Origin of the sequence: Aneurinibacillus thermoaerophilus, assembly GCF_900099925.1 — a bacterium.
GTDB classification, from domain to species: domain Bacteria; phylum Bacillota; class Bacilli; order Aneurinibacillales; family Aneurinibacillaceae; genus Aneurinibacillus; species Aneurinibacillus thermoaerophilus.
Window position 1 is genome coordinate 25,030 of sequence record NZ_FNDE01000029.1, and the last position, 23,662, is coordinate 48,691.

Annotated in this window: 24 protein-coding genes; 16 read left to right on the top strand and 8 right to left on the bottom strand. The window is 46.9% G+C overall.

From position 1 onward, the window contains the following. Positions 1-15 precede the first annotated feature (15 nt). Positions 16-807, bottom strand: a complete 792-nt coding sequence (locus BLR88_RS13500) for a 2-phosphosulfolactate phosphatase (protein WP_236781968.1) — start codon at positions 805-807, stop codon at positions 16-18. A 91-nt stretch (positions 808-898) separates the two neighbouring features. On the opposite strand from BLR88_RS13500, the gene BLR88_RS13505 reads away from it, so the two are divergent. Together BLR88_RS13505 and BLR88_RS13510 are read left to right on the top strand one after the other, a co-directional pair. Then, the gene (locus BLR88_RS13505) at positions 899-1,162 is read left to right on the top strand and encodes a YqhV family protein (RefSeq protein WP_057898010.1); all 264 of its coding nucleotides are present in this window, start codon (positions 899-901) and stop codon (positions 1,160-1,162) included. 14 nt (positions 1,163-1,176) lie between these two features. After that, positions 1,177-2,385: a M14 family metallopeptidase gene (locus tag BLR88_RS13510; protein WP_254778319.1), complete on the top strand. Its 1,209-nt coding sequence runs from the start codon at positions 1,177-1,179 to the stop codon at positions 2,383-2,385. On the opposite strand, the gene BLR88_RS13515 is transcribed toward BLR88_RS13510, so the two are convergent. After that, positions 2,382-3,146, bottom strand: a complete 765-nt coding sequence (locus tag BLR88_RS13515) for a TSUP family transporter (RefSeq protein WP_091260903.1) — start codon at positions 3,144-3,146, stop codon at positions 2,382-2,384. The genes BLR88_RS13510 and BLR88_RS13515 overlap by 4 nt on opposite strands. 263 nt (positions 3,147-3,409) lie before the next feature. On the opposite strand from BLR88_RS13515, the gene BLR88_RS13520 reads away from it, so the two are divergent. The 3 genes from BLR88_RS13520 to BLR88_RS13530 all read left to right on the top strand — a co-directional run bounded on the left by BLR88_RS13520 (position 3,410) and on the right by BLR88_RS13530 (position 5,857). Next, positions 3,410-4,690, top strand: coding sequence for an ArsB/NhaD family transporter (locus BLR88_RS13520; RefSeq protein WP_057898013.1), 1,281 nt, complete (start codon positions 3,410-3,412; stop codon positions 4,688-4,690). 15 nt (positions 4,691-4,705) lie between these two features. Further along, the gene (locus BLR88_RS13525; RefSeq protein WP_057898014.1) at positions 4,706-4,984 is read left to right on the top strand and encodes a hypothetical protein; all 279 of its coding nucleotides are present in this window, start codon (positions 4,706-4,708) and stop codon (positions 4,982-4,984) included. Between the two features lie 135 nt (positions 4,985-5,119). Next, positions 5,120-5,857 carry an NADPH-dependent oxidoreductase gene (locus BLR88_RS13530; protein WP_057898015.1) on the top strand — a complete coding sequence of 246 codons (738 nt, stop codon included), beginning with the start codon at positions 5,120-5,122 and terminating at the stop codon, positions 5,855-5,857. A 67-nt stretch (positions 5,858-5,924) separates the two neighbouring features. Here BLR88_RS13530 and BLR88_RS13535 read toward each other — a convergent pair whose 3' ends face one another. Continuing rightward, positions 5,925-7,574 carry a M20/M25/M40 family metallo-hydrolase gene (locus BLR88_RS13535; RefSeq protein ID WP_057898016.1) on the bottom strand — a complete coding sequence of 550 codons (1,650 nt, stop codon included), beginning with the start codon at positions 7,572-7,574 and terminating at the stop codon, positions 5,925-5,927. Positions 7,575-7,812: 238 nt separating this feature from the next. Here BLR88_RS13535 and BLR88_RS13540 point away from each other — a divergent pair, with 238 nt between their 5' ends. From BLR88_RS13540 to BLR88_RS13555, 4 genes are all read left to right on the top strand, one after another. Further along, a complete protein-coding gene (locus BLR88_RS13540) occupies positions 7,813-8,637 on the top strand; it encodes an ABC transporter substrate-binding protein (RefSeq protein ID WP_057898017.1) in 825 nt (274 codons plus the stop codon). 60 nt (positions 8,638-8,697) lie between these two features. Then, positions 8,698-9,402 carry an amino acid ABC transporter permease gene (locus BLR88_RS13545; RefSeq protein ID WP_057898018.1) on the top strand — a complete coding sequence of 235 codons (705 nt, stop codon included), beginning with the start codon at positions 8,698-8,700 and terminating at the stop codon, positions 9,400-9,402. Further along, positions 9,399-10,121, top strand: coding sequence for an amino acid ABC transporter ATP-binding protein (locus BLR88_RS13550; protein WP_057898019.1), 723 nt, complete (start codon positions 9,399-9,401; stop codon positions 10,119-10,121). The genes BLR88_RS13545 and BLR88_RS13550 overlap by 4 nt, the downstream gene beginning before the upstream one ends. A 116-nt stretch (positions 10,122-10,237) precedes the next feature. Next, entirely contained in the window at positions 10,238-10,918 is a 681-nt protein-coding gene (locus BLR88_RS13555) for a L,D-transpeptidase family protein (protein ID WP_236781970.1), read from the top strand. On the opposite strand, the gene BLR88_RS13560 is transcribed toward BLR88_RS13555, so the two are convergent. Then, entirely contained in the window at positions 10,915-11,949 is a 1,035-nt protein-coding gene (locus BLR88_RS13560; RefSeq protein ID WP_057898020.1) for a YkvI family membrane protein, read from the bottom strand. The genes BLR88_RS13555 and BLR88_RS13560 overlap by 4 nt on opposite strands. A 215-nt stretch (positions 11,950-12,164) precedes the next feature. Between BLR88_RS13560 and lepB the strand changes: the two genes are divergently transcribed. Next, a complete protein-coding gene (lepB, locus tag BLR88_RS13565; protein WP_057898021.1) occupies positions 12,165-12,677 on the top strand; it encodes a signal peptidase I in 513 nt (170 codons plus the stop codon). A 244-nt stretch (positions 12,678-12,921) separates the two neighbouring features. Further along, the gene (locus BLR88_RS13570; RefSeq protein WP_057898022.1) at positions 12,922-13,815 is read left to right on the top strand and encodes a diacylglycerol/lipid kinase family protein; all 894 of its coding nucleotides are present in this window, start codon (positions 12,922-12,924) and stop codon (positions 13,813-13,815) included. A gap of 81 nt (positions 13,816-13,896) precedes the next feature. On the opposite strand, the gene BLR88_RS13575 is transcribed toward BLR88_RS13570, so the two are convergent. Beyond that, a complete protein-coding gene (locus BLR88_RS13575) occupies positions 13,897-14,496 on the bottom strand; it encodes a TVP38/TMEM64 family protein (protein WP_057898023.1) in 600 nt (199 codons plus the stop codon). A 4-nt stretch (positions 14,497-14,500) separates the two neighbouring features. Next, on the bottom strand, positions 14,501-15,223 hold the full coding sequence (locus BLR88_RS13580) for an alpha/beta hydrolase (RefSeq protein WP_057898024.1): 723 nt from the start codon (positions 15,221-15,223) through the stop codon (positions 14,501-14,503). A gap of 198 nt (positions 15,224-15,421) precedes the next feature. Here BLR88_RS13580 and pdhA point away from each other — a divergent pair, with 198 nt between their 5' ends. The 5 genes from pdhA to BLR88_RS13605 all read left to right on the top strand — a co-directional run bounded on the left by pdhA (position 15,422) and on the right by BLR88_RS13605 (position 21,016). Then, positions 15,422-16,468, top strand: coding sequence for a pyruvate dehydrogenase (acetyl-transferring) E1 component subunit alpha (gene pdhA, locus BLR88_RS13585; protein ID WP_057898025.1), 1,047 nt, complete (start codon positions 15,422-15,424; stop codon positions 16,466-16,468). Positions 16,469-16,471: 3 nt separating this feature from the next. Next, on the top strand, positions 16,472-17,452 hold the full coding sequence (locus tag BLR88_RS13590; RefSeq protein WP_057898026.1) for an alpha-ketoacid dehydrogenase subunit beta: 981 nt from the start codon (positions 16,472-16,474) through the stop codon (positions 17,450-17,452). 62 nt (positions 17,453-17,514) lie between these two features. Continuing rightward, positions 17,515-18,852, top strand: a complete 1,338-nt coding sequence (locus BLR88_RS13595; RefSeq protein WP_057898027.1) for a dihydrolipoamide acetyltransferase family protein — start codon at positions 17,515-17,517, stop codon at positions 18,850-18,852. Positions 18,853-18,855: 3 nt separating this feature from the next. After that, a complete protein-coding gene (gene lpdA, locus BLR88_RS13600) occupies positions 18,856-20,268 on the top strand; it encodes a dihydrolipoyl dehydrogenase (protein ID WP_057898028.1) in 1,413 nt (470 codons plus the stop codon). A 310-nt stretch (positions 20,269-20,578) separates the two neighbouring features. Next, a complete protein-coding gene (locus tag BLR88_RS13605) occupies positions 20,579-21,016 on the top strand; it encodes a DUF2621 family protein (protein ID WP_057898029.1) in 438 nt (145 codons plus the stop codon). A gap of 157 nt (positions 21,017-21,173) precedes the next feature. Here the strand turns inward: BLR88_RS13605 and BLR88_RS13610 are convergent, their stop codons facing one another. Both BLR88_RS13610 and BLR88_RS13615 read right to left on the bottom strand, forming a co-directional pair. Beyond that, positions 21,174-21,434 carry a CstA-like transporter-associated (seleno)protein gene (locus BLR88_RS13610; RefSeq protein ID WP_057898030.1) on the bottom strand — a complete coding sequence of 87 codons (261 nt, stop codon included), beginning with the start codon at positions 21,432-21,434 and terminating at the stop codon, positions 21,174-21,176. Positions 21,435-21,466: 32 nt separating this feature from the next. Further along, a complete protein-coding gene (locus BLR88_RS13615; RefSeq protein ID WP_057898031.1) occupies positions 21,467-23,563 on the bottom strand; it encodes a carbon starvation CstA family protein in 2,097 nt (698 codons plus the stop codon). Between the last annotated feature and the right edge of the window lie 99 nt (positions 23,564-23,662).

Genomic DNA, 23,662 nt, shown 5'->3' on the forward strand with positions numbered 1-23,662 from the left:
GCGGATGTATTGCCGTTACGCTTGCGGTGCTGTCGGTTCGTCGCCGGATTTGGCGTTTGGAGCGATAATCAGGTATTTGTTTTTTAATACCGGAACAATATCAAACACATTCAGTTGTCCGCAGTATAGCACATCGTCGGTTCCATGTTGCTGGGCCAACCTTTTTCCGTTCGATGTCTCAAGTAAAAGGTTGGGCAATTCGTTTTTAAGATGCAAGTAGCTTGCTTCTAGTGCTTTGCCAAGGTCGCGCACTTTTATTGCAGGCTGCAGTTGCTGTGCGCGGTGGATCATAAGCCCGGCCGCTAGCCCATCTTCCAAAGCGAATTCATGGCGCGTGCCTGCGCAGTACAGCGTAATGTCAAGCTGTCGTTTGAGCGCTTCACGGATGCATGCTTCCGCGTTCAAAAAACAGCCGATAAGTACGTGCGCGGCACGGGCGGCTTTGCTGATTGCAATCGTTCCGTCAGTGGTTGTAAGCACAAGCTGTTTACCGTTCTGACGGGTAATGCTAAACGCGACGGGGGAATTGCTATATTCAAATTCCGCCACTTTTTTCCCATGCCTTTCTCCGGCGCATACTACATTTTGTGAACGCAAGGCCTGCGCCTGCCCAATGGTTTCCACTGGAAGGACGGAGGCAAAACCGCTGCTAAGCGCGGCCACAATCGTGCTAGCCGCTTTTAATACGTCGATAACAATAACCGTTCGCCCCGTTATATGTTCCTGCCGAATTTCTTCCATTGTTTGTACGACATCAATTTTCATTGCTTTTCTCTTCCTCTTTTCCCATGGATTTTCTGCCTTCATACTATGCCGGACAAAATATAGGAGTTCCCCTGCGTATGACGACTATTCACCGCCATACATGCATACGTTGAAAAGAGAGGAGGGAGGTCTATTGCTGGAAAAAGCAATTATCGGCATGGCATCGCTGCGTCTTTTGTCCGGTTCGCTGGAAATTTTGGCGGCATTGTTAATTATTAAAGTGAACGAAGTGGAGAAAGCTTTGCTTGTGAATTCCGGCTTGGCGCTGGTCGGTCCGTTTGTGTTGCTATTGACAACTACGATCGGGCTTGCCGGAATGGCGGATCGGGTAAGTCTGGCAAAGATTTTTTGGATTTTCCTAGGGTTAGCTTGCATTTTTATCGGAGCGCGCAAATAGGGAGGGGGATGTTTATGAGATATGTGGTGCGTAGAGGAGATACGCTACGGAAAATTGCAAACCGCCTAGGAATCGGCGTTACCGTCTTGCTTGGTACCAATCCGGCATTGGAACGGAGGGGATACCTGATCCCCGGGCAGGTGCTTACCGTTCCGGAAACTGCGACAAAGTACGAAGTGCAACCCGGTGATACTCTTTATTTTATTACACAAATATTTGGCTTATCACTAGGGGACTTGCAGGCTGCAAACCCATCCCTGGAGCGAGAAGAGGTGCTTAAGCCGGGGGATGTGCTCGTAATCCCGAATCCCCGGAGCGAGGAAATTGTACGGACAAATGAAGAGTATACGCCTGAGGATGTGGTACGAGATGCGGAAGCTTTGCGGGACAAATACCCATGTTTGAAAACCCATATTATCGGGCGTTCGGTGATGGGCAAGCCGATTTGCGCGCTCCAGCTTGGAAGTGGGGAAAAGGAGGTATTTTACAGCGGTGCATGGCACGCCAATGAGTGGATTACGGCGACTGTTCTCATGAAGTTCGTAGAGGACACAGCGCGGGCATATGCGCGAAAAGAATATTTACGCGGCTACGATGTGATGGATTTGCTGCACAGGTTTACCATTTGGATCGTTCCGATGGTGAACCCGGACGGGGTAGAATTGTCGTTGCTTGGGATTGATCCTTCACATCCGCATTATCAGGAAGTGCTGGCGATCAACAACGGCTCTCACAACTTTGTGGGCTGGACGGCCAACGTTCGCGGGGTGGATTTAAACCATCAGTGGCCGGCATTATGGGAAGAGGAAGCGAAAACAAGTCCCAAGGCGCCTGCACCCCGTCATTACGGAGGGCCTTATCCGCTGTCGGAGCCGGAAGCGCGCGCGGTGTACGAATTTACAAAAAGCCGCGATTTTCTGGGGGTACTGGCCTACCATTCGCAAGGGCAGGTCATTTTCTGGGGGTTTCAGCATTTGGAGCCGCCGGGCAGCGAAGAAATTGTACGGCGGATGCAGGTGGTGAGCACGTATACACCAGTGCATACAGCGGATAGTTTTGCTGGGTACAAAGACTGGTTCATCCAGCAGTACCGTCGTCCGGGTTACACAGTCGAAGTCGGCGTCGGTGTAAATCCCGTACCGCTTGAACAATTCGACTTGATTTATAACCAGAACCAAGCGATTCTGCTGGAAGCACCTTTGTTGTTTGAATGCTACGGTTAATGGAGCATATCCCAGATCTGTTTTCCAATAAGCAGGGCTGTTATGCTGATAAACAGAGGTTTGACGTAAGCAGCTCCTTTGCGGATGGCGACCTGTGTCCCGACAAGTGCACCAGCAATCATTGCAAGCCCCATCGGAATGCCATATTGGTAATTCACGGAACCGAGTACCATAAAGGTAACCAAGCCGGCGATATTGCTGGCGAAGTTTAGCACTTTAGCGTTGCCTGCCGCGCCGACAAAATCGAACCCCATCAGCAAAAATGAAAATAGCAAAAACGATCCGGTTCCAGGACCGAAGAAACCGTCATAGAACCCGATGACAAACGCAGTTATAATCGCGAATAGGGCGAGGCCTTTGGTAAGACCTTTGTATGTAGATTCTGTGCCCCAATTTTTCTTAAAGAGTGTATAAATGGAGACAAGAATCAAGAGAATGATCACAAGCGGTTTTAGAAATTCAGGCGGAATTTTTGTGACCGTATAGGCGCCGAGCGCTGAGCCGACGAGCGAAAGCGGAAACAGCCAGGCGACAAGCTTTATGTTTACTTTTCCCGATCGGATGAAAGAAAGGGTGCTTGTGCATGAAGACATGGTACTCGCGAGCTTATTGGTGCCGAGTACGACGGTGGATGGAAGCCCGGTCAATAGCAGTGCCGGGATCGAAATCAATCCGCCGCCGCCGACCACGGAGTCGATAAACGACGCCAGAAAACCGGCTGCCATAATAAACAGCAGCATTTCCACACTAACCTGTTCCATAAAACATCCTCCAGACTATAAACAAAAATAAAAACAAAAATCTATACACTACTATACTATAAATTCCAAACAATTTATGAAAAAAAAGCAAAAGGTATGATAAAAGCGGTTGTTAGATAAGAAAGATTGTTCTTTCTTTTTGTAATTATTTATCTTTTGCAAAAGAAAATATTTATTTTTGATGTCATATAGAGTATAATAAAATTTTAGTTATGCTGAGTAAACGGTAAACGAAGATGTCACCGAAGATGTAGGGGGAGTATATGGAACAGCAAGCAATTTACGCAATCGTAATTTTTCTAGTGACATATGCGTTGATTATTTCTGAGAAAATTCATCGCACCATTGTCGCCATGCTTGGCGCTATTATGATGATCATATTTGGAATTGTCGATCAGGAAACAGCACTACATCATGTTGATTTCAATACGCTTGGCTTACTGACCGGGATGATGATTATTGTCACGATTACGGCGCAGACCGGGCTGTTTAAGTACATTGCTATCTGGGCTGCAAAAAAAGCGAAAGGGGATCCCGTACGCATTCTTGTAGCTCTGGGGCTGATTACCGCCATTGCTTCTGCTTTTCTTGATAACGTGACAACCGTTCTGTTGATGGTGCCTGTTACGTTTAGTATTACCCGACAGCTGCGTGTCCCCCCGATTCCATACCTGTTGACGCAAGTGTTAGCATCCAACATTGGGGGAACGGCGACCCTGATTGGAGATCCGCCGAACATTATGATCGGCAGTGCTGTGAAAGAGCTTACATTTATGGCGTTTATTATGAATCTAACTCCGGTTGTACTCGTTATTTTGTTTGCTACAGTAGGAATTCTTGCGCTTTGGTACCGAAGGCAATTAAAGACAACGCCAGAATTAAAGCAGGAACTGATGGAGATGAATGCGAAAGACGAACTAGCCGATCCGGTGTTGCTTAAAAAGTGTCTGGCTGTTCTCGCTTTAACGATCGGGGGCTTCTTTGTCCATCAGTCGTTTCACCTTGAGTCGGCAACTGTCGCGCTTACCGGCGCGTTTCTTCTGCTTTTGATTACAGGGGAGCACTATTTGGAAGATGCGCTTACCCGTGTGGAGTGGACGACGATTTTCTTTTTTGTTGGATTGTTTGTGCTTGTGTCTGGACTTGTGGAAACGGGCGTTATCGCCAAATTGGCGCAGGAAGCCATCGCGCTTACTGGCGGAGACATCACGGCTACGGCGATGCTCATTCTTTGGATGAGCGCCATTGCTTCTGCATTTGTGGATAATATCCCATTTGTTGCTACCATGATTCCAATGATTCAGGAGATGGGGAAAATGGGCCTTACAGATTTGGAGCCGTTGTGGTGGTCATTGGCGCTTGGTGCGTGCCTAGGCGGGAACGGGACGCTCATTGGCGCTAGCGCCAATGTGATTGTCGCCGGTATGGCGAGCAAAGAAGGACATCATATTTCGTTCGTGAAATTTTTGCTGGTCGGCTTTCCGCTCATGATTCTTTCCATCATTATTTCCACGGTGTATGTATACGTCCGTTATTTAATGTAAGATGGGGGTTAACGAATGGTTCGCTATGAGTATGATAAGGAAGGTCTTGATATTCAGGAGCACAAGAACGGGAATGACAAAGAATTTGTCATTAAGATAAAAAATCCTGCCCAATACTTGCAGGCCTTGCGCAAAGTACGGGCGTATTTTTCTAATGACACCGTGCATACGGATGTGTTATTTTATACGCATCGGAACAATGAGTATCACGTTATTGTCCGTGCGGATTACTACGTTATCTTTTTGTTAAGTTTGTTCAAATACCGGATTTTGTCCCGATTGGAATGGGAATAGTAAATACGGGGACGCGCCTGCGGCTTTTGTCCGCAGGCGTTTTTATTTTATAATAAAAAACATGTTTCTTGACTAAAGTAAGTACTATATTTTAGAGTAGTATTTAGATAACAATAGGAAAGGCAGGAAGAAACAGTGAATGAAGTGATAAAAACGTTGACCAACCACCGTTCGATTCGCAGTTATACGAACGAGCCGGTTACAGATGAGCAACTTGACGCTATTATACAGGCAGTACAGGCAGCCCCTTCATCCATTAATGGCCAGCAGGTTACTGTGATTTGCGTAAAAGATCCGGCGAAGAAGAAAAAAATTGCTGAGCTGGTTGGCAATCAGCTCTGGGTTGATCAAGCGCCTGTATTTCTCTTGTTCTGCGCTGATTTCTACCGCGCCAAAATCGCAGCTGAATTGAATGGCGAAGAGCTTGTTATTACAGACAGCATTGAATCGGTTATTGTAGGCGCCTCCGACGTAGGGATTGCCATGGGTAACGCCATTGCTGCCGCTGAGTCCATGGGGCTTGGCATCGTGCCGATCGGCGGTGCGCGCCGAAATCCGCAGGAGTTGATAGAATTGCTTGATATTCCGGAATACGTATTTCCGGTAGCCGGTCTCGTGGTCGGGCATCCGGCCGATCCTTCCGCGCTGAAACCGCGTTTGCCACGCGAAGCGGTATACCATCAAGAAAAATATAATCGAGATTTGCGCGGTTTAATCGAGCAATACGATGAGCAAATGTCCAAATATATGAGCGAGCGGACAGGGGGACAGGAGACGCGCAATTGGTCGCAGACCGTCTCCGCGTTCTACAAGCAAATTTACTATCCTAAAGTACGCCCTATGCTCGATCGGCAAGGCTTTAAGTACGAATAATAATTTAAAAAACTCGCGAGGCTGCCCTGTCTTGGTTGGGGAAAGGCAGGAACAGCCCGCGAGTTTTTTAGTTGAGCAGATAACGGATAATATAGTTTGTAATGTTTGGAACGATTTCAAATGAAAATTTCATTTCTGCTCGTTCGTATTTTTTATGGGCATCGTATCCGTATGGCCCGACATTGATAACAGGAACGTTCAGTTCTCGGATCGCTTTGTAGTCGACCGTGTATTTTTGTCCAAAGGCGGGATTGTTAGCCGCTTCGTACCGAATGCTTTCTTCGTCATCGCTTAGCGCCACAAAGCTCATATCAGAAATGAACGGGAAGAAATGGCGGATACGAATCGGATACGGATAGTACGGCTGCACATATTCGATTGCGCGCGCAAGCGCCGCGCTCAAATTGCGTTCGTTTTCTGTCTTGTCGGTTAATTCTACGCGTGGCGAGTAGAGGGACGAATAAAATACAATAATGGCCGGACTTTTATCTTTCATCCATTTCCAAGCTTCTTCAACGACGCGTGCCGCGTACATTCGACTGTCCAGGCTTGTATCGGAAAGCAACTGTTCCTTATAGGCGGTCATATGGTGAATATATTTGTCTCCCCATTCGTTTTTCAACATATCGTTCATTTCTTCATATGTATACACACGGCTTGTCCACGGAATTTCTTTGTATGGCTCCCCGCTACGCTTGCAGTATGCTTTATAACGTTCCGCAAACAGGCGTAGCGCGTTATCAAACGCGATTTTGGCCTGTTCTTTTAGTTTTTTCAGGACATCTTTTGGCGACCAAGAATATATGAGAAAGTTGTAATATACATAAGCGGCTAGCGCAGTTTGAACCGTGTAAGAAGGTTTTAAATCCATTTGTTTTAAGGAAACGGGCGGCGCAGGGATTTCGCCGTGCGCTTCATCGCACAATTCCGGATTATAGGCGATTTGCCTTGTCAACTCCGAAGCGATGAAGTTTGGATCCAATCCCTCAAAGCAGGCTCCAACGTGTGTTTCTGCTCCCGTAATGAAGAAAGAAGGAAGCAGCTTTCCTACAGTGCCTTTGTATACATACCTGGTTTCATCTCCTTCGGAACGTGAGGACACAAAATCGGAGTTGATAGCTGCTATGTATTCGAATCCGTATTTTTCCCTCCATTCCTTTAGGTTTCTTAGTGCAGACAGTATACCGTGTGAACTGTCTTCCTCATCACATTCTGCGATCAGCACCAGATTTCCCGCCAGTTCCTCTGGATGTTCTGCATAATAACGAAGCAGGTATAGGTTGCTTGCGACTCCGCTTTTCATATCGAGTACACCGCGACCGAACAACCATTCACCCGATTCTAGTTGTTCTTTGACTATGGGAGGAAGAGTTTCATTTCGGAGCGCTTGCATGAGTTTATCCGGCTGAAAGGCTTTGTTTTTGAGCGAACCGAAGTCATCGATGCCGACCGTATCGAAATGTCCCATCAAAATTACGGTGCGTGGGCTTTCTGTTTTTGTGCCCCGCACGCAAGCTAGCACATTGGAACGTTTGCTTGTGTCATGAACCGTAGGCGCACAGATGACTTGTTCTGGATGATGTCTGAAGTAAGGCCAAGCTTTAATCATGTTATATAGTTGCTCCGCAAGCACTTGCTCTCCTTCCGTATTTACAATGCTTTCAGTACGTACCAGTTCTTTTGTTAAAGAAAGTATGTCTTCGTAGCAGGATAGCATAAAACATATTCACTCCTTCTTATCGAAATCATTTAATCTTTCATTATATTGATACTTTTTTGCGCTTTATTGAAGAGTAAAAAGAATAATAATTTAAAAAAATCATTTTTTTGTACATAGTGTATAAAATATAACTATATTTTTTGTGTATTTTGATTATATTAAAATGAACAAAAAATTTATAATATAAAAAAAACTGAATGAAAAATTAAATTAAAGGTAATAAAGAGGGGGAAATATGAAGAGGCTAACGAGTATTTTAATGACTTGCGCTTTATTATGTTTTCTAGTATTAACGGGTTGCAACTCTTCGCAAGGAGCAAAAGAAACGGCTTCCAATCAATCTACGGGAGAGAATAAGGCGCAGGGGACAAAAATGAAATTGGTAGAAGAAGGAACATTAGTTTTTGCTTCCAGCGGTTTATACAAACCGTTTAACTTTAAGAAAGACGGTCAGTTAACGGGATTTGACGTAGACATTGGCAATGAGCTTGCAAAGCGTATGGGCCTTAAGCCGAAAGCGGTTACAAATCCTTGGGAAACGATCATTCAGGGATTAAAAGGAAATAAGTATGACGCAATTATCGGCAGTATGTCCATTACTCCGGAGCGCGCCGCACAGGTTGATTTTACAGACCCATATTACATATCGGGCGCTCAAATTTTCGTAGCCGAATCAAATAATACTATTAAATCAAAAGAAGATTTGAAAGATAAGGTAATCGGGGTTGTGCAGTCAAGCACTTTTAAGGTTTTGGCCGAAAAGTATACGAAAAAAATCAAAAGTTTTCCGAGCGATGTGTATGCATTGCAAGATTTGCCACCAGGCCGTCTTGATGCTGTGATTACCGATAAAATGGTAGGAATCAACGCGATGAATGAGCAGCATCTAAAAATTAAGCCTGTCGGTGAACTTTTGTACGAAGATAAAATCGGCATGGCTGTTAACAAGGGAAATACAGAGTTGCTCAAACAGATGAACAAAGCGTTGGCTGATATGATCGCGGACGGAACATACGAAAAAATCAGCATGAAGTGGTTTAACCGCAATATTTTAAAATAAGCAGGGAACGTTGCGCCGTTTGCCTGCGCATCTTTTTTCTAACAGGAAAGGAGAAGGTAAATGGGGGACTTTATCAATAATATTGCTCAAATTTTTCAGGTGCATGGCCTCGCTTTTTTAAAGGCCTCCTGGGTGACGATAGAGATTACGGCGGTTTCCCTGGTATTCGCTACTATTATTGGACTTGTCTTCGCATTTTTTAAGATTTCTAGCAGCAAGCTTTTACAGCGAATCGCGGATGTATATATTACGCTTATTCGAGGAACGCCGCTTATTGTTCAGTTGATGTTCTTATATTACGGAATTTCAAGCATTGTAACGCTAAGCGACTTTACTGCAGGAGCTCTTGCGCTTGGCATTCACTCTGGAGCCTATATTGCTGAAATTTTTCGCGGGGCCATTCAATCCATCGATAGAGGACAAATGGAGGCGGCGCGTTCATTAGGAATGCCGTATGCGCTGGCAATGCGACGCATTATTTTTCCACAAGCACTGAAACGGGCGATCCCTCCGCTTGGAAACCAATTTATTATCGGGTTAAAAGATTCATCGCTTGTCGCTTATATTGCTGTTACCGAATTGTTTAATACTGCGCTTTCAGCCCAAGGAGAAAATTACATGCCATTTGAAACGTATTTTGTGGTTGGGATTTATTATCTTGTTCTTGTACTTATTTTTACTATTATTTTAAATAAAGTAGAAGAAAAGTTAGATGTTGGAAAAGGAAAAAGTAAAAGGGCGCAGCGTGAGGTGAGAGCAGCATGATTCAAGTAAAAAATTTAACAAAATCATTCGATGGACAACAGGTCTTGAAAAATATAAATTTAGATATTCAAAAAAGTGAAGTTGTAGTATTAATAGGTGCGAGCGGTTCGGGAAAAAGTACGCTTTTGCGTTGTTTGAATTTTTTGGAAGTTGCCGATTCGGGCGAGATCTGGATTGATGGGGAATATATTGATCCTAAGAAGACAAATCTCAACAAAGTAAGAGAGGAAGTGGGAATGGTATTTCAGCATTTTAATCTATTTCCGCACATGTCTGTTATTGAGAATATCATCGAAGCCCCGGTTCATGTAAAAAAGAAACGCAAAACGGAAGCAAAGCAAAAAGCAATGGAACTACTCGGTAAGGTAGGGCTTGGCGATAAAGCGGATGCCTATCCGGAACAGCTTTCCGGTGGTCAGAAGCAACGCGTTGCTATCGCAAGGGCGCTGGCCATGGAACCTAAGGTGATGCTTTTCGACGAGCCGACTTCTGCGCTTGATCCTGAACTGGTCGGTGAGGTTCTTCAAGTTATGAAAGAATTAGCGAAAGATGGCATGACCATGGTTGTTGTAACCCATGAAATGGGCTTTGCCAGGGAGGTAGCAGACAGAGTCATTATGCTGGCAGACGGTCATATTATTGAAGAGGGGCATCCCGCGCAAATTTTCACATCACCGAAGCATGAGCGAACGCAAAAATTCCTAAAGCAAATCGTTTAAAGAGTAAAGCATCGGCCGCATGATCGGTGTTTTTAGTAAAGGGTGCAAACTTTCTAATACAAGGAAATAGCTCGCGGAGCTTGCCTGCAAGTTTTGCTTATGGGAGAGTGGCTTTTATGAAGCAAGATTTCGCGCGGATGGTGTTGACGGATGATGCGGCCTGTACACTGGGGGACACGGTAAGGCAGATCATTGTCGTTACTGTTCCCGATTGGAACAGCCGTTGCGCCCGCTTGCGGACGTTCGAAAAAATAGCAGCAGGCAAGTGGATGCCAGCGCTCGCACCTATGGCGGCGGTAGTAGGCAAGTATGGGTTTGCGCTTCCCGAACAAAAAAAAGAGGGAGATTGCAAAACTCCGGCCGGAATTTACAAAATTGGCACCGCATTTGGTACAGCGGCAAGGCCGCGCGGTCTAAAAATGCCGTACCGCCCTGTTACCAGACGGGATTACTGGGTGGATGACAAGACCTCTCCCGAATACAATACGTGGGTACATTACGAAGGAAACCCGGCAAAAAGATGGAAGTCGTTTGAACGACTAGCAATACCGCTTTATAAATACGCGCTTGTTATTCGATACAACGATGACCCTATCATGCCGGGAAAAGGGAGCGCGATTTTTATGCATATTTGGCGCGGGCCATCCAGCTATACGGCGGGTTGCGTGGCCCTTGCCAGAGCGAATTTGCTCGCGGTTCTCAAATGGCTTGACCCGGATAAAAGTCCGGTTATTATTCAGGGAACGGAGCCATTCATCTTTTCTCTGCTCAAAAGAAGACACGGGACGCAATGTTAAGCGTCCCGCGTCTTCTTGTTGTTTTTTCCCATGATAAAAATCATCAGCAGTGTACCGGCGCCTATATATCCGAACAACGGATACAAGCGGTGTACGAGAGAGGAAAAGCCGAACTGACTAATGACGTAACAAATCGCGAGCAAACCGATGATGATGAAGCGTCTATCCTTTCCGAAAGCGGAATGAACTTGCAATTGACGCGTGACACCGAAGACGTTTCCGACCAAAGTTGTGAAGATCTCAGCTAGAATGATGGCGCTGAACATCCACTGCATAAGCGGTCCAAACGATGAAACAACCATCGCCATCGGCACTTCCGCGCCAGAAACTTCTTCGCTATGGACAAGAAGCGTGTAGTTGCTCAGCAAGAGCAGCAGGCCAAGCCCGGCCCCCCCAATGATGCTTCCTCCGATTAGCACATTCCGGTCTCGTATTTCACCCCCAATCGGTACGAGTACGACAAGCGCGAGCGAAATGTTGAAGGCGACGTATAAAAAAGGTGACAGAATCCAAAGGGGAGTGGTCGAAACCGTGGGAGAATCCGAAAAATAGTTTTCGGCAAGAAAAGTATGGGCGCCAATGAGACCCGTAAAACTAATCATAAGCGGTACGACAAACGAATTAACGGTCATAACCGCTCCTATACCGCGGGAGGTTACAATGTATACGAACATCGCCGTAACTAAAATACCGATCTGGTAGAATCTTCCGAACTGCTGCTCGAACAGGGCACCGGTTCCGGCCAGCATCACTCCGGTAATACAGATTAGGGTTACCAGCATAAATCCGTTAACCCAGTTGCCAATTCGTTCACCGAACATGTAGTGGTTGAATTGATGATAGGAAGATGCTTCGATTTTTTGTGCGAGCAGCATGACTTTCGCCCCCGCTAAAGTAAACAGAAAAATGCTAATAGCGATGATAATGGTGCTTTTGCTGCCGAATCGTGTAATGAATTGGAAAATTTCCTGCCCGCTTGCGAATCCGGCGCCGACAATTGTTCCGATATACGTAAAACCGACTTGTATCATCGCTTTCCCTTTGTTTTTATTTGTTTTCGCGATTCACCACCTCTTTTCGCTTCAATTTCTCTACTATCCTATGAAACGGCCCGTCCCAATAGAATGTCTTATCAACGATTAGTAAAAAAAATCGTTACTTTATCTTTCTTTTGTTTTAAAATTGAGAGGAAAAGCAGAGTATATCGTTTTTTATTTTGGGAAGGAAACAGGAGGAGCTTCTTGTTATGAGAAAGTTGATAAAAGAATGGGTACCTGTGATTGTGCTAGCCATTGTCCTAAGCTTGACCATTCGCACCTATATAGGGGAAGCGGTCGTCGTGCCGAGCGGTTCTATGTTACCGACCATTCATATTAACGATCGATTGGCTGTTGATAAATTGATTCGACCGGAAGATTTACAGCGAGGCGATATCGTCGTCTTTTATCCTCCGGTTCCGGAGAAGGAGGGTGAGAGGTTTATTAAGCGGCTGATTGGAATCGGAGGTGATACGATAGAGATCAAGAACGGCGCTTTGTATCGTAACGGTCAAAAGGTGGATGAGCCGTATATCAAAGAACCGATGAACTATGAGTTTGGTCCTGTTACCGTTCCACCGGGTAAGTTTTTCTTTCTCGGGGACAATCGTAACGAGAGCTATGATTCGCATCTGTGGCCCACTCCATTTGTAGACGCTGATGCGATTGAAGGAACGGTACGTTTTCGGTTTTATCCGTTTACAGATATAGGAGCAATGTAGAGAAAAAAGCAAACGCGCATAATGAATAAGCGCTTTAAATACTGCATGGAAGGCAGCGAACACAAAGCATCCGGCTTTCTTTAGAAAGGAGGCGCCTGTGTTCGCTGTTTTGCTTTTTGTACAGAGGAGAAAAGGGGAAATAGGAGGGAGATAGTGTAAAGTTAACGATTATGCTGCTTTCTTTTTAGGGAATAATTTGTAGTAAGTGTTGTGTTTATTAGCAGGAAAGGCTGGGAAAAGCAAGATGGGTAAGGAAGGCGACAAAGCGAAGTTATTGCTGATATATAATCCGGTTGCCGGGCAAGAAACCGTAAGCCAGATGATCGGGGACATTGCGCGTTCATTGCAGGAGAAATGGGACTTGACCATCCGTCCGACATTGTGTGGCGGACATGCGGAACGAATCGCGGCTCAAGAAAGCGAAGGATATGACGTAGTCGTAGCCGCTGGAGGTGACGGCACGATCCATGAAGTGGTAAACGGACTCATGCGGTTTGATAAACGTCCGATCCTCGGAATTGTGCCTGGCGGCACGGCAAACGATATCGCCCGCACAATGCAGGTGCCGCTCGACTTGCTGGAAGCGTGCGAGTTTATGAAGCAGGAACAGCCGTGTGCTATCGATATAGGGAGGTGTAACGACCGTTATTTTGTAAACTTTTTTGGGGTTGGATTAATCTCGACCGTATCCAGTGAAATAAAAAACGAAACGAAAACATATTTGCGGCATTTTACATATTACTTAAAATCGCTGCAATATTTGCAGTCGGATAGCCTATTTCGCGTTGCGATTACGACGGAAGACAAAACGATTCAAAAAGAGGCGGTCATGGTATATGTAGCGAATGGACAATCGTTGGCTGGCCTTGAATTGTTTGGCGACAAGGAATTGAATAGCGGCCAGTTTGAAGTCATTATTGTGGAAAATATTGGACTATCGGAAATCATGAGTGTGGCATCATCATACTTGCGCCGCGAACCGATTCAACATGAAGCTATTTTCAGGTTTAAAGCATCTGAACTTACGATTGCGTGCAGCCCTGCGCAATTCATTGATATGGATGGTGAAAAAAACGGCAAAACCCCTAGTAAAGTTAGGCTTTTATCCGGAGCGCTCCGCGTGATTGGAAGAGTGTAAGATCGGAGCAGTTTCGCCTTTAGGTTGCACACGAAAAAGTGGTAAACCCGTGAGTTAGAGGGTTTACCACTTTTTCTTTCATCACTGTTTTATCGTTGTCAGACGCATCTCTACTTTTTTGCCGATGTACCAGAGAACGAAAATGATGAAAAGCACAATAAACAATTTCCATGGATGATCAATAAACGATATCGCATCGTGTCCGATAAAGGACATAATGAAAATCATAATGGTTTTGCCCAGTATGATCGCGGCCACGAATTGGCTCATTGGCATGTTAGATAATCCGGCCACCACGTTAATAAGGGAAGAAGGTGAAAACGGGAAACACGACAAAAGAAAAATCGCGCTAAAGCCATGCCGCTCCATCCATTCCATCGCTTCTCTTACCTTCGGATGGCGGGTAAGAAAGTTCAAGAAGCGGTGTCGCCCAAGCTTGCGACAAATAGAGAACACAAACACTGCTCCTAGGCAAACACCGAGCCAAGAATACAAAAAACCAAGCCAAAGCCCATAGGCAGCCGCGTTTCCGGCTACGATCGCAAACAGCGGGAAAGGCGGGAACAACGCTTCTAGAAAGGGAAGAACGATTCCGGGCAATGGACCGAGCGATTCGTATTTGGCTAGTAGCGCCAATAAATTTTCTTCAGAAAAATACGCTTTAATCTCTGTCCAATTCATGATTTTATTTTACCTCAAAAAAGAAGGAAAATGCACTAGAAAGTTGGCTTTGCCAGAAGCCCCAATCGTGCCCACCTTTTTCTTCGACATAGGTTACAGAAGCGCCCCGTTGTTCAAGTAGATTCTTCATTTCTCGGTTATAGCTTAAGAAGTCGACGGTTTTGCCGTCGCTGACTGGAACCGCTGTCTCCTCAAGTCCTATAAGCATATAGATGAGGAGGTAGGAAAGATCTGGCTTACGCAGGACCCCTTTCATTACATCAGGATAGAAAGCTCCGGAAAGTGACAGCACTTTATTAAATAGATCGGGTCTGTCCAGTGCGAGATCAAGGCTAACTGTGCCGCCGAGAGAGTCGCCAACAAGCACACGGTCGCTTGCTGAAAATTCTTCCTCAACTGCGGGCAGCAGTTCCTCTGTGAAAAACGATTTGTAGATGGCATTGCGGCTGCGTCCGGTTCCATATTCTTCTGTCCGATTTTCGCGCGAAACTGTAACAGCGGCAATAATAAAAGGGAACAGCTTGCCATTCAGAATCATTTCTTGAGCGATGGTCGCCCCGCGTCCGAAGTTGAGAAACTGCTCGCCATCCTGCGCGTACAGTACCGGATACGCTTTGTTTCGGTCGTAGTTGGGTGGCAAATATACTTTGTAGGAACGCGTCTCACCAAGGTAAGAGCTTGTAAGTTCGCGACGCACGATCGTCCGCTTGCGTAACTTCTGATCCATATGTATCAATCCTCCGAATGTTTTTACGTATTGCTAAAAAAAATTGGACATGATAAAGAGGAAGTGCTATACTCATCGCGAGTCAAGAATACTAAAACTGTACTTGTTGTGCAACAAAAGGTGTTATACTGTAAACTTGTTCTATTACAGTGTTGGTAATGTTTCTTTTTTTCATATTTTATCAAAAAAGGAGTTGTCATGATGTTACAAATTCTTTCTCCTGAAGGCAAGGTAACTGACACAAAGCAAATGCCTCAAGTCGATGACGCCACTTTGAAAGAATTAATGCGCAAAATGGTGTATACCCGCGTTTGGGACCAGCGCGCAATCAGTTTGAACCGCCAGGGCCGTCTCGGTTTCTACGCGCCGGTTGCGGGGCAGGAAGCGTGCATGATCGGAAGCCAAAGCGCGCTTTCCAAAGAAGACTTCATTTTGCCGAGTTACCGTGACATTCCACAAATTGTTTGGCATGGATTACCGCTGTATCAAGCGTTCCTGTACTCTCGCGGACATTTCCACGGCGGTCAAATCCCCGAAGGTGTAAACGTTTTAATGCCGCAAATTATCATCGCTGCACAAATTACCCAGGCGATGGGCGTAGCGCTGGCGTTCAAGAAGAAAAACGAAAAACGCATCGCCATTACGTACATAGGCGACGGCGGTACGTCCCAGGGTGACTTCTACGAAGGACTGAACTTTGCTGGTGTATACAAAGTACCGGCCGTATTCTTCGTGCAAAACAACCGTTACGCGATTTCCACGCCGTTCTCCAAACAAACTGCGGCGGAATCTATCGCGGCAAAAGCGGCTGCTGCGGGCATTAAAGGCGTACAGATAGACGGTATGGATGTGCTTGCCGTATACGAAGCTGTGCGCGAAGCGAGAGAGCGTGCGCTTGCAGGCGAAGGGCCAACTTTGATTGAAGCATTGACATTCCGCTATGGCCCGCATACAATGGCCGGCGATGACCCGACACGTTACCGCAAACAGGAAGAAATGACCGAATGGGAGCAAAAAGATCCGCTCGTTCGTTTTCGTGTGTATCTTGAGAGCAAGAATCTATGGTCCAAAGAAGAAGAAGATAAAGTAATTGAGCAGGCGAAAGCGGAAATTAACGAAGCGATTAAGAAAGCCGATGCACAGCCGAAGCAAAAAGTAACAGACTTAATCGACATTATGTTCGAAGAGAAGACTCCAGCTCTGCAGGAGCAATACGATGAGTATAAGCAGAAGGAGATGAACTAAGCCATGGCACAAATGACGATGATTCAAGCCATTACCGACGCGCTGCGTACAGAGATGAGAGAAGACCCGAATGTGCTTGTCTTTGGTGAGGACGTAGGGGTAAATGGCGGGGTATTCCGCGCCACGGACGGATTGCAAAAAGAATTCGGGGAAGAACGCGTATTCGATACACCGCTTGCTGAGTCCGCGATTGGAGGTATGGCGGTTGGTCTTGCGCTGCAAGGATTCCGCCCGGTTGCTGAAATCCAATTTTTTGGTTTTGTGTTTGAAACATTTGACGCCATTGCATCCCAGGCGGCGCGCATGCGTTATCGTTCCGGCGGGCGTTATCATTCTCCGATCGTATTCCGCGCTCCGTTTGGTGGCGGCGTAAAAACGCCAGAACTTCACGCCGACAGCCTGGAAGGTTTGTTCGTACAAACGCCGGGTGTAAAAGTTGTCATCCCTTCTAATCCGTACGATGCGAAAGGATTGTTGATTTCAGCGATTCGCGACAATGATCCGGTCATCTTCTTGGAACATATGAAGTTATACCGTTCTTTCCGCGCGGAGGTGCCGGAAGGCTCGTATACAGTACCGCTCGGAAAAGCAAGCGTAGTGAAAGAGGGTAAAGATGTAACTATCATTACCTATGGTGCAATGGTACAAACATCTTTGAAAGCAGCCGAACAAATTGAAAAAGAACGTAACGTTTCTGTAGAAGTGATTGACCTGCGTACGATAAATCCGATCGATACAGAAACCATTATTCAATCCGTAGAAAAAACGAACCGTGCCATTGTTGTGCAGGAAGCGCAAAAACAGGCGGGAGTTGCCGCGGAAGTTATTACGCAAATTAACGAAAAAGCGATTCTTTCCCTGGAAGCGCCGGTTCTTCGCATAACGTCTCCGGATACCGTTTATCCGTTTGCGGCCGCGGAAGATATCTGGTTACCTGACCCGGCCCGCGTAATTGAAGGTCTTAATAAAGTACTTGACTTCTAAGTTGATTGTATGACGGATTTTAAATTACGACCTGCGAGAAAGCGAAAGAGGAGGTTTCATTCATGGCGTTCCAGTTCAAGATGCCGGACATCGGTGAAGGTATTCACGAAGGCGAAATCGTAAAATGGCATATTAAAGAAGGCGACCATGTCGAAGAAGACCAGATTATTATGGAAGTGCAGAACGATAAAGCGGTTGTGGAGATTCCATCTCCCGTAACCGGTAAAGTTCTGTCTATCAAAGTGGACGAAGGCACGGTAGCGGTGGTTGGCGACGTGCTTGTAGAGTTCGAAGCGGAAGGAGCGGCTCCCGCTCAGGAGGCGGCGCCGGAACCGAAGAATGAAACGGTGGGCGCAGCCGGACATAATGCCGGTGAAGAGTTAAAAGCGCAGACAGAGCAGGCAAAGGTGGAAACTGTGCCTGCACAAAATCAGACCGGGCTGGTTGATGAGAATAAGCGCGTATACGCGACTCCGGCCGTACGTAAATTGGCGCGTGAGCTTGGCGTTAATATCCGCCAGGTGCAGGGTACAGGCAAAAATGGCCGCGTAACGCGCGAGGACGTAGAGCGATTTGCCAAGGGTGGCGGCCAAGCCCCGGCAGCAGGCGTGGCTCAAACAGAGCAAGCAACTCCAGTAGCACAACAGAAAGTCGAAGAAAAACAAGCGCCAGCAGCCGTAGTTGCGGCACCTGGCGGATTGGAGGAGCGCAGACCGCTGAAAGGCATTCGCAAAGCAATCGCGACCGCGATGGTAAAGTCGGTGTACACTGCGCCGCATGTAACTGTTATGGATGAAGTGAACGTATCTAAGCTTGTGGAAATGCGCGAACGCTTCAAGCCGATTGCGGCAAAGAAAGAAGTTAAGCTGACATACTTGCCGTTTATCGTCAAAGCAGCTATTGCTGGCCTGCGCGAATTCCCTGAATTGAATGCAAGTATTGACGATGAAACGAATGAAATCGTCATCAAAAAGTACTATAACATTGGTATCGCGACAGCGACAGATGAAGGATTGCTCGTACCGGTTATCAAAGATGCGGATCGTAAGCCGATTTGGAAAATCGCAAGCGAAATTTCTGAATTGGCGACGAAAGCCCGCGAACGAAAAGCTTCGGCTGATGAGTTGAAGGGCAGCACATTTTCGATTACAAACATCGGTTCTGCCGGTGGTATGTTCTTCACACCGGTTATCAATTACCCAGAAGTGGCGATTCTTGGGGTAGGCCGCATTACGAAGAAGCCGGTTGTGAACGAGAATGATGAAATTGTGGTGGCACCTGTGATGGCGCTGTCCTTAAGCTTCGATCATCGTCTGATTGACGGTGAAATGGCACAACTGTATGTGAATTATGTGAAAGAACTGCTGCAAAATCCGGAAATGCTTGTCATGGAGGTGTAACGCATGGTCGTAGGCGAATTTACAACGGAACTCGATGTACTTGTTATCGGGGCTGGTCCGGGCGGATATGTGGCGGCGATTCGCGCCGCCCAGCTTGGCAAAAAAGTAGCGATCGTAGACAAAGCGGAAGTGGGCGGCGTGTGCTTGAATCGCGGTTGTATCCCCTCCAAGTCGCTTATTTCTGCGGCAAAGCAGTATGAACAGGCGAAGGAAGCAAGCAACATCGGAATCAACGTGGAAGGCGTCTCTGTTGATATGAAGAAAGTGCAGGAATGGAAGCAAGGCGTCGTGAAAAAGCTGACCGGAGGTGTCCAGACGCTTCTGAAAGGAAACGGCGTAGAGATCATTCCTGGCGAGGCGCTGTTCGTTAGCGAAAATGAGGTGCGCGTATTTCATGGATATGACGTGAACCGCTACCGTTTCAATCACTGCATTATTGCGACCGGCTCCCGTCCGATCGAAATTCCTGCGCTGCCATTTGGCGAACGCATTCTGTCTTCTACAGAAGCGCTGGAGCTTGACCATATTCCGGAGAAGCTGCTTGTAGTCGGCGGCGGTTATATTGGAATTGAGCTTGGAACCGTGTTCGCGAAGCTTGGTTCGAAGGTAACCGTACTTGAAGGTATGTCTAACATTTTGCCTGGCTTTGAGAAGCAAATGGTGCAAATGGTTCGGAAAAAACTCAAAAAGCTGGGTGTAGAAATCCATACCGAAGCGATGGCAACGAAGAGCGAAGTGACAGAGAACGGCGTAAAAGTAACAGCAAATATTAAAGACAAAGAAGAAGTGTTTGAAGCGGATTACTGCCTGGTTACGGTAGGTCGTCGCCCGAATACGGATGAGCTTGGCCTTGAAGCCATTAATATGAAGCTGACGGATCGCGGCTTGATTGAAGTGGATAAGCAATGCCGGACAAATGTGCCGAATATCTACGCGATCGGCGATGTGGTGGCAGGCCCTGCTTTGGCGCACAAAGCTTCATATGAAGGGAAAGTAGCGGCGGAAGTTATCGCCGGACTGCCGAGTGAAATTGACTACATGGCGATTCCGGCGGTTGTCTTCTCCGATCCGGAGATGGCGTCCGTTGGCTTGACAGAGGAGCAGGCGAAAGAAGAAGGATATAAAGTGAAGACGGGCCGTTTTTCCTTTGCTGCGAATGGCCGCGCGTTGAGTGTAAATGAAGCGGACGGCTTCGTAAAAGTGGTGGCGAATGAAGAGGATGGCCGCGTATTGGGCGTACAAATCGTTGGGCCGGAAGCGTCCGACCTAATTGCAGAAGCTGGACTGGCAATCGAAATGGGCGCGACACTTGAAGATATTGCGCTGACCATCCACGCGCATCCGACGCTATCAGAAGTAACGATGGAAGCGGCGGAGGCAGCACTTGGCCACGGTATTCATTCATTATCGAAATAACGACAAGAAAGGCAGGCTGGAATATTTCCGGTCTGCTTTTTTATCGTATAAGAAAGCAGATGTTGCTTTATAGTGATGAAGCAACGTATGCTTTCTCTCCAAGAATAAACGAGGAAAAATTCACAAGACGTGTGCAAACGTTGCCTTTTCCATGAGTTTTGAAAATTTCACGTTCGCTAACAAAATGTTCAGATGGATTTTATTAGACAGGCAGGAATAAAACGGTGCATAATAAAAGGTAAGTCGAATCATCGAAGGCCATTAAGTTGTCATAATCAAGCACCAAAAAGGGAAGGGGGAAATTATAGAAATGTCAGCGTGGTTCGGCTCGTTTATTATCGTATGGATGATCATTCTTATTTCACTATTCGCGATCGGTGGCTTTTTCATGTTCCGCAAGTTTTTGAAGGCGATGCCAAAACAGGATGGGATGTCAGAGTTGGACTGGCAAGACTATTATATTGAGAAAACCCGACAGATGTGGACTGAGGATACGATGGAGCTGTTAAACGAACTTGTTACACCGGTGCCAAAACTATTCCGGGATGTGGCTCGGCGCAGCATCGCGGCCAAAATTGGCAAGCTGGCGCTTGAGGAAGGAGCAGAAAAAATAACGAAAGACCTTGTAATTAAAGGATATATTTTGGCGACACCAGCGCGCGATCATAAGTTTCTGGTCGCCCATTTGAAAATGAAGCAAATTGATTTTTCCCCGTATAAACAGCATTTGAAAATTCATGTGGAATAAGCTGTATGCGTGTTGACAAATCCTCCCCTTCTTCCTGGGCCTGGCTTACTTTCTTGCAAAGAAGCGTTGCTTGCTCGCTCCGCTTCGGTCTCGAATTTGTTTCGTAAGCGAAAAAAGTAACCCAAGCAACGGAAGAAGGGGATGGTTGTTAGTTAACTCAGCAACAGCGGGTACCGTTTCCTTTGCCGTACCGGGCTTCAATTGCTTGTCTGAAAAATTCTTTTTCCGATAGCGGCGCGGTTTCGCCTTTCGACGGCGCCGCGTGCCAGTAGTCGAGATATAGTTCATAGTCCGGAATGCCGAAAATCATTCGGAACGTTGAGCGAATCCGCCGCATCAATGAGTGGTTTGCGGACAGCTCTTTTATTTTTTCCGGCGGAACGTAGATGCGCGGCGGGCAAGACTCATCACGCCACATGTCTTTTTCCTCCTTTTTTTCTCGAGACGCAGTTAAGCTGTGTGTGAATGCGATGTATAAAGGGAAGCATCGCCTTTTGATTGTACGTAAGGAGCCTCTTGCAGCGAACCACGGTACGTACCGCGCAGAATGCTAATCCACGTGCGCAGGCAGTCGATGATAAGCGCCAGCACGATTCCGACGAAAATCGCTGTCATGACAGCATCTACACGGTCGTTGAAAATCATCTGCTTGGCCGCTTCTATCGTTTTAACCCCTTTCGGCAGGTGCCCCTGTTCGAGCGCTTTAGTGAAAGCGGAAGCATGAGACAGGAAACCAATTTTCGGATCGGGGTGGAATAGCTTCTGCCATGCGGCTACCATTGTGACGGTTGTAAGCCAGACCAGCGGCACAAGAGTAACCCATGCATACGCTTTTTTGCCCATTTTCAGGATGATCGTTGTGCCGACCACAAGCGCGATAGCAGCGAGCATCTGGTTAGCGATACCGAACAATGGCCAGAGGGTTTTGATTCCACCAAGCGGGTCGATAACCCCAGCGTATAAGAAGTAACCCCAACCGAGACTGATGATGGCGCTGGAAATAATGTTACCCGGCAGCCAGGTCGTATCTTTGAATTTCGATGCGAAGTTTCCGATAAGTTCGCTTACCATGAAGCGGCCTACACGGGTACCTGCGTCGATCGTAGTAAGAATAAACACGGCCTCAAACAGGATCGCGAAATGATACCAGAACGCCATGAGCGCTTTTCCACCGATGATGGTGGAGAAGATAACGGACATACCAACCGCGAGCGAAGGCGCGCCGCCTGTGCGGGAAAGGATTGTTTTTTCGCCCACGTCTTCGGCAAGTTGCGTCAGATCAGCTGCGGATACAGAAAACCCCCATTCGGTAATGGTTCTCGCCGCTGTAATGGCATCGTTTCCAATCGCAGCGGCCGGACTGTTGATCGCGAAGTATGTGCCAGGTGTAAGAATAGTAGCTGCAATCAATGCCATAATGGCTACGAAAGATTCCATCAACATGCCGCCGTAGCCAACCATACGGCTATGGCTTTCTTTCGCGATAAGCTTTGGCGTTGTACCGCTTGATACGAGTGCGTGGAAGCCGGAAACGGCACCACAGGCGATAGTGATAAACAGGAATGGGAACAAATTGCCCGTAAATACTGGGCCGGTTCCATCGATAAATTTCGTAACAGCCGGCATTTGCAGATTCGGCAGCGTGAGTAGAATACCGACCGCAAGCAAGCCGATGGTTCCAATTTTCAAGAACGAGCTTAGATAGTCACGTGGCGCGAGCAGCAGCCATACCGGAAGGATGGATGCGATAAATCCGTATACGATCATCATAATCGCCAGGGCTTCCGGACTAAATGTGAACAGCGAAGCCAAAGTCGGCGATTCGGCTACCCATTGGCCAGCTACAAGTGCAAGCATCATTAGCACAAACCCGATCAACGATGTTTCGCCGACACGCCCCGGACGGATGTAGCGCATATATACACCCATAAACAGCGCGATCGGAATGGTCATTGCAATTGTGAAAGTGCCCCACGGGCTTTCGGCCAACGCGTTGACGACAACTAGCGCCAATACAGCAATTAAGATAATCATAATAGCAAGAATACCAACCATGGCGATCAAGCCGCCAACCGGGCCGATTTCTTCTTTTGCGATTTGGCCAAGGCTTTTTCCGTTGCGGCGCATGGAAGCAATCAGGATGACAAAGTCCTGAACCGCGCCTGCCAAGATAACCCCTGCAACAATCCAGATGGTGCTTGGCAAATATCCCATTTGGGCGGCCAATGTCGGACCGACAAGCGGGCCGGCACCCGCAATCGCTGCGAAGTGATGACCGAATACAACCCATTTATTTGTTGGAACAAAGTCTTTACCATCATTGTGTACCTCGGCGGGAGTGGCGCGGTTATCATCCAGATTGAAGACTTTATGTGCGATAAATCTGCTGTAGAACCGATAGGCAACCGCATAGCTCGCTAGAGCGGCAAACAGCAACCACGCCGCGTTAATTTCTTCGCCGCGCGAAAGCGCCAGCCAGCCCCAGGCGACAGCGCCAAGCACGGAGATTGCGCTCCATATGAGAATGGAGAGCAGACGGCTCTTCATAGTGAATCCTCCTCGTATAGTATGTTTAAGCCCCTCAAAATCACGAATTTCCAGTTGAATTCGAGAGACTATTAACCAAAAAACCAAGATATATTTTCC

Excerpts from the sequence above, each read along its gene's own strand:
- BLR88_RS13500 (WP_236781968.1), bottom strand. The coding sequence starts at position 807 with ATGAAGGCAGAAAATCCATGGGAAAAGAGGAAGAGAAAAGCAATGAAA.
- BLR88_RS13510 (WP_254778319.1), top strand. The coding sequence starts at position 1,177 with ATGAGATATGTGGTGCGTAGAGGAGATACGCTACGGAAAATTGCAAAC.
- BLR88_RS13515 (WP_091260903.1), bottom strand. The coding sequence starts at position 3,146 with ATGGAACAGGTTAGTGTGGAAATGCTGCTGTTTATTATGGCAGCCGGT.
- BLR88_RS13520 (WP_057898013.1), top strand. The coding sequence starts at position 3,410 with ATGGAACAGCAAGCAATTTACGCAATCGTAATTTTTCTAGTGACATAT.
- BLR88_RS13525 (WP_057898014.1), top strand. The coding sequence starts at position 4,706 with ATGGTTCGCTATGAGTATGATAAGGAAGGTCTTGATATTCAGGAGCAC.
- BLR88_RS13535 (WP_057898016.1), bottom strand. The coding sequence starts at position 7,574 with ATGCTATCCTGCTACGAAGACATACTTTCTTTAACAAAAGAACTGGTA.
- BLR88_RS13540 (WP_057898017.1), top strand. The coding sequence starts at position 7,813 with ATGAAGAGGCTAACGAGTATTTTAATGACTTGCGCTTTATTATGTTTT.
- BLR88_RS13545 (WP_057898018.1), top strand. The coding sequence starts at position 8,698 with ATGGGGGACTTTATCAATAATATTGCTCAAATTTTTCAGGTGCATGGC.
- BLR88_RS13550 (WP_057898019.1), top strand. The coding sequence starts at position 9,399 with ATGATTCAAGTAAAAAATTTAACAAAATCATTCGATGGACAACAGGTC.
- BLR88_RS13555 (WP_236781970.1), top strand. The coding sequence starts at position 10,238 with ATGAAGCAAGATTTCGCGCGGATGGTGTTGACGGATGATGCGGCCTGT.
- BLR88_RS13560 (WP_057898020.1), bottom strand. The coding sequence starts at position 11,949 with ATGATACAAGTCGGTTTTACGTATATCGGAACAATTGTCGGCGCCGGA.
- lepB (WP_057898021.1), top strand. The coding sequence starts at position 12,165 with ATGAGAAAGTTGATAAAAGAATGGGTACCTGTGATTGTGCTAGCCATT.
- BLR88_RS13570 (WP_057898022.1), top strand. The coding sequence starts at position 12,922 with ATGGGTAAGGAAGGCGACAAAGCGAAGTTATTGCTGATATATAATCCG.
- BLR88_RS13575 (WP_057898023.1), bottom strand. The coding sequence starts at position 14,496 with ATGAATTGGACAGAGATTAAAGCGTATTTTTCTGAAGAAAATTTATTG.
- BLR88_RS13580 (WP_057898024.1), bottom strand. The coding sequence starts at position 15,223 with ATGGATCAGAAGTTACGCAAGCGGACGATCGTGCGTCGCGAACTTACA.
- pdhA (WP_057898025.1), top strand. The coding sequence starts at position 15,422 with ATGATGTTACAAATTCTTTCTCCTGAAGGCAAGGTAACTGACACAAAG.
- BLR88_RS13590 (WP_057898026.1), top strand. The coding sequence starts at position 16,472 with ATGGCACAAATGACGATGATTCAAGCCATTACCGACGCGCTGCGTACA.
- BLR88_RS13595 (WP_057898027.1), top strand. The coding sequence starts at position 17,515 with ATGGCGTTCCAGTTCAAGATGCCGGACATCGGTGAAGGTATTCACGAA.
- lpdA (WP_057898028.1), top strand. The coding sequence starts at position 18,856 with ATGGTCGTAGGCGAATTTACAACGGAACTCGATGTACTTGTTATCGGG.
- BLR88_RS13605 (WP_057898029.1), top strand. The coding sequence starts at position 20,579 with ATGTCAGCGTGGTTCGGCTCGTTTATTATCGTATGGATGATCATTCTT.
- BLR88_RS13610 (WP_057898030.1), bottom strand. The coding sequence starts at position 21,434 with ATGTGGCGTGATGAGTCTTGCCCGCCGCGCATCTACGTTCCGCCGGAA.
- BLR88_RS13615 (WP_057898031.1), bottom strand. The coding sequence starts at position 23,563 with ATGAAGAGCCGTCTGCTCTCCATTCTCATATGGAGCGCAATCTCCGTG.